The organism is Nonomuraea antri (genome assembly GCF_013283785.1).
Lineage (GTDB): Bacteria > Actinomycetota > Actinomycetes > Streptosporangiales > Streptosporangiaceae > Nonomuraea > Nonomuraea antri.
In genome coordinates, this window is sequence record NZ_JABCPZ010000413.1 from 1 (window position 1) to 4,477 (window position 4,477).

The 4,477-nt window shown below is 70.2% G+C and carries 4 protein-coding genes; 2 read left to right on the top strand and 2 right to left on the bottom strand.

What is annotated here, in order from left to right; all coding sequences use genetic code 11:
• Window positions 1–114 precede the first annotated feature (114 nt).
• Both glnA and HII36_RS53485 read right to left on the bottom strand, forming a co-directional pair.
• A complete protein-coding gene (gene glnA, locus HII36_RS53480; RefSeq protein WP_173531080.1) occupies window positions 115–1,539 on the bottom strand; it encodes a type I glutamate--ammonia ligase in 1,425 nt (474 codons plus the stop codon).
• Window positions 1,540–1,666: 127 nt separating this feature from the next.
• On the bottom strand, window positions 1,667–2,773 hold the full coding sequence (locus HII36_RS53485) for a hypothetical protein (protein WP_173531077.1): 1,107 nt from the start codon (window positions 2,771–2,773) through the stop codon (window positions 1,667–1,669).
• A 77-nt stretch (window positions 2,774–2,850) separates the two neighbouring features.
• Between HII36_RS53485 and HII36_RS53490 the strand changes: the two genes are divergently transcribed.
• Window positions 2,851–3,315 carry an RDD family protein gene (locus HII36_RS53490; protein ID WP_173531078.1) on the top strand — a complete coding sequence of 155 codons (465 nt, stop codon included), beginning with the start codon at window positions 2,851–2,853 and terminating at the stop codon, window positions 3,313–3,315.
• A gap of 88 nt (window positions 3,316–3,403) precedes the next feature.
• Window positions 3,404–4,477, top strand: a 1,074-nt coding sequence (locus HII36_RS53495; RefSeq protein ID WP_173531079.1) for an MFS transporter, incomplete at its 3' end; no start/stop codon positions are given.

Genomic DNA, 4,477 nt, shown 5'->3' on the forward strand with positions numbered 1-4,477 from the left:
ATCCTGTTCCGTCAGAGAACGAGAAGGGACGGGAAACAACGAGCAAGGACGAGAACGTTTTTCCAGCTCAGCAGCCATGTCAGCCATGATCGCCGAGGCCGGAAAACCCCGCCGTCACACGTCGTAGTACAGCTCGAACTCGTGCGGGTGCGGGCGCAGCCTGATCGGGTCGACCTCGTTCTCGCGCTTGTACGCGACCCAGGTCTCGATCAGGTCGGGCGTGAACACGCCGCCTTCCAGCAGGTAGTCGTGGTCGGACTCGAGCGCGCTGAGCACGTCGGTGAGCGAGCCGGGCACCTGCGGGATGTTGCGCGCCTCCTCCGGCGGAAGCTCGTAGAGGTCCTTGTCGACCGGCTCCGGCGGCTCGATCTTGTTACGGATGCCGTCGATGCCGGCCATCAGCATCGCCGAGAACGCGAAGTACGGGTTGCACGACGGGTCGGGCACCCGGAACTCGATGCGCTTGGCCTTCGGGTTGGAGCCGGTGATCGGGATCCGCACGCAGGCCGAGCGGTTGCGCTGCGAGTAGACCAGGTTGACCGGGGCCTCGTAGCCGGGGACCAGGCGGTGGTAGGAGTTGACCGTCGGGTTGGTGAAGGCCAGCAGCGACGGCGCGTGCTTGAGCAGGCCGCCGATGTAGTAGCGGGCCGTGTCGGACAGGCCCGCGTAGCCGACCTCGTCGTAGAACAGCGGCGAGCCGTCCTTCCACAGCGACTGGTGGCAGTGCATGCCGGAGCCGTTGTCACCGAAGATCGGCTTGGGCATGAACGTGACGGTGTGGCCGTACTCCAGCGCGGTGCTCTTGATGACGTACTTGTAGAGCATCAGGTTGTCGGCCGTCTTGAGCAGCGTGCCGAACTTGAAGTCGATCTCGGCCTGGCCGGCCGTGCCGACCTCGTGGTGCTGCATCTCCACGTCGATGCCGCACTCGATGAGCTTGCGCACCATCTCCGAGCGCAGGTCGGTGAAGTGGTCCATCGGCGGGACGGGGAAGTAGCCGCCCTTGTAACGCGGCTTGTAGCCGAGGTTGCCGCCGTCGGTGGCCTTGCCGGTGTTCCAGGCGCCCTCGATCGAGTCGATGTAGTAGTAGCCGGCGTTCTGCCTGGTCTCGAAGCGGACGTCGTCGAAGATGTAGAACTCGGCCTCGGGGCCGAAGTAGACCGTGTCGGCGATGCCGGTGCCCTTGAGGAACTCCTCGGCCTTGCGCGCGACGTTGCGCGGGTCGCGGCTGTAGGCCTCGCCGGTGAGCGGGTCGTGCACGAAGAAGTTCAGGTTCAGCGTCTTGTGCTCGCGGAACGGGTCGAGCACGCCGCTGGACGGGTCGGGCAGCAGCAACATGTCGGACTCGTGGATCTGCTGGAAGCCGCGGATCGACGAGCCGTCGAACATGAGACCGTCGGTGAAGACGCTCGCGCCGAAGTTCTCTACCGGGAAGGTGAAGTGGTGCGTCGTCCCCGGCAGGTCGGTGAACCTGACATCGACGAACTGCACCCCTTCGTCACTGATGAACTTCAGGACGTCGTCGGCGGAGTTGAACACTCTCGAACCTCCCTGGGGACTGGCCATCAGGCCGACGCTAGGACGTGGCCGTTTCCATATGGTGTCTCGATTGTTTCGCACGTGTTACACAGCGTCAGGGTCCGCGGCGGGGGTGTGTCGCGGTGGTTCAGGTTCCGGTGGAGCGGTTGCAGCCTTTGGATTCCGGACGATCGAGGTCGTAGGGGTTCTGCGGGGCGCCGGTGGGCGACACGGTACTGGGGGCGGAATCATCGTAGAACGGGTGGATGTATCCGTCCTTGATGTCGCAGCGGGCGGGGGTTCTGCTGCTGTCACCCCGGACCACCCAGGTGATCAGCTCGTCGCCCCTGCGGAAGATCTCTAGGCGGCCGCGGTGGTGCGCGACCAGCCGCATCGCGGTGGCGGGCTGCCCCGGGCGCTGGATGCCGTACACGATCAGGTAGTTGGTCCTGACCAGCGCGCCGGTGAGGCCGTCGCGCCTGAACGGTGAGACCTTCGTGGTGCCGTGCACCTTGATCACGTCGGTGACCAGTTCGGCCGTCTTGGGCGCGAAGCTGTGCACCATGCCGCGGACGCCCGGCTTCTTCTTGACGTCCTTGCGGAACCAGCGGGCCTGGTCGGGGTGGAGCAGCTCGGCGTACGCGGTGGGCGGGCCGCCCAGGAGCGCCTTGCGGTCCAGGTGGGCGGCGGCGAACAGGTCGCGTACCCGCTTCAGGCCCGCGGCCACGTCCTTCTTCGACAGCCCGCCGACCGCGGCGGCCTTGGGCATGACGAAACCGGCGATGCCGTCGGCGTAGTCCCGCGCGGGAGAGTCGGCGAACAGGTCGGCGGTGGGGGCCGCCGCGGCCGCGTCCGTGGGCTCGGGGAGGTCCGGCCCGCCCGTCACGGGGGTGGTCTCCTCGGGGATCGCGCCGCTCGTCCGCCCCGCCTGCGTCGTGCCCGGCTCGCGCCCGGCGGCCAGCAGGTCGGGGCGGTAGGTCACCACCAGGCCGCCGGCCGCGGCCACCGCGAACGCCGTGGTCAGCACCAGCAGGATGCGGCGCGGCCGGCGGGGGTGCGCCGACCCGCGGCCGCCGTCGTCCAGGCCGCCGGGACCGCCGCGCCCACGCCCTCGTCCGCGCTCCGGTCTCGGCTGTTCCGCGCGGGCCTTGCGAGCCTCCTTGCCGGCGGCGGCGCGCATCCTGCGCTGCTCCTCGGCGTCGATCTGCGAGACCAGCTCGTTGAACCGCGCGTCGAGGTCATCCCCGTTCAACATGCGCATCATGATGACGTCCGAATGGCGCGGTTGGGTCACGATGCCGACCGCCGCCACGGGCGGCTACCTTTGACGGTATGAGCAGCAAGGATCAGCCGCGATGGACGCAGACCTGGCTCGGCGGGCTACGAGCCGCCGGGGTCGATCTCGGGTACCCGGGTGAGCGCCTGGGCCTGCCCGAGGAGGGCAGCGGCTCGATCGCCGGATGGGGGCGCAGGATCGGCGCGCTGGTCATCGACTGGATGATCTGCACCTGGGCCGTCGCGCAACTGCTGCTCAGGGTCAACCCGGCCGAGTCGCCGTGGGTCCCCGTGGTGGTCTTCGCGGTGCAGTACCTGCTGCTCGTCGGCTTCATGGGGCAGACGTTCGGGCACCGGCTGATGGGCATCAGGGTCGCGGCCATGGACGGCGGCGACCCCCGCTGGACGCCCGTGCTGGCCAGGACCGTGCTGCTGGCGCTGGCCCTGCCGGCGCTCATCTTCGACCGCGACCACCGTGGCATCCACGACCGGGCCTCGAACACCATGGTCGTCCGCATGTGACCTCGCGGGTTCCGTCTTCTGGGGCGTCCCACCCTTGAGTGACGGGACGCGGGTGGGTTTCTGCTGGTCGTGCGGTGGCGGTGGGTGAATGTCGCGGGGGTCCTGGTTCGGGCCGTTGATGGTGGTGGCGGTCTGCGTCCAGGCGGCGACCTTCGCCGCCCGGCCCATGGTGAGCTACCGGGCCATCGAGATCGGCGCGGGCAACCTCGGCATCGGTCTCATCACCGCGGGTTTCGCCGTGCTGCCGCTGTTCCTGGCCGTCCCGGTGGGGCGCTGGGTGGACGCGTCGGGGGAGCGTACGGCGGCGCTGCTGGGCGGGGCGCTGATCGCGGTGAGCGCGCTGGCGCTCACCGGGGCCAGGACGCTGGGCTGGCTGGTGCTGCTCAACGCGCTGTTCGGGCTGGGGCATTTGCTGTCGGTCGTGGCCCAGCAGGCCGTCATCGCCAACCGGGTGGCGGCGGGCGGCCACGACGGCGCGTACGCCCGTTTCACCGTGTTCACCTCGATCGGCCAGCTCATCGGCCCGCCCGTGGCCGCCCTGGTCGCCAGCGGCACCCTGGCGGCGGGCACAGCGGGGGAAACGGCGGGCGTGGCGGCGGCCGAGGTGGGGCCGGCGCTGGCGGTGGCGGCCGCGTTCGCGGTGGTGGCCGCGTTAGCGAGCCTGCGGGTCGGCGCAGCGGCCCCGGTGCGGCGTCCTGACGGCGCCGCGCGCTACGCGCTGCGCGGCACGCTGGCCCAGGAGGGCATGTGGCAGGCCATGGTCACCAGCCTCACCACGGTCACGGCCGTCGATCTCGTGGTCGCCTACCTGCCGGCCTGGGGTCAGGATCACCGGGTGTCCGTGGTGGCCGTCGGCTGGCTGCTCGCGTTGCGCGCGGCGGCCACCATGGCCAGCAGGCTCACGATGGAACGGCTGGTCAGGCGGTACGGGCGGCGCGGCGTGCTGGTGGGCAGCACGGTCGTGGCCGCGGTGACGATGGCCGCGCTGCCGTTCTGCGGGCTGGTCGCGGCGGTGCCGGTGATCGGGCTGCTGGGGTTCGCGCTCGGGGTCGGCCAGCCGCTCACGCTGTCGTGGGTGGCCGGACGCGCCCGGCCCGGCGAACGCGGCACCGCGCTGGCGCTGCGGCTGACCGGCAACCGGCTCGGCCAGGTCGTGGTGCCC

What these genes read in the sequence shown, in the direction of transcription:
- HII36_RS53485 (WP_173531077.1), bottom strand. Translation starts at nt 2,773, where the DNA reads ATGTTGAACGGGGATGACCTCGACGCGCGGTTCAACGAGCTGGTCTCG.
- HII36_RS53490 (WP_173531078.1), top strand. Translation starts at nt 2,851, where the DNA reads ATGAGCAGCAAGGATCAGCCGCGATGGACGCAGACCTGGCTCGGCGGG.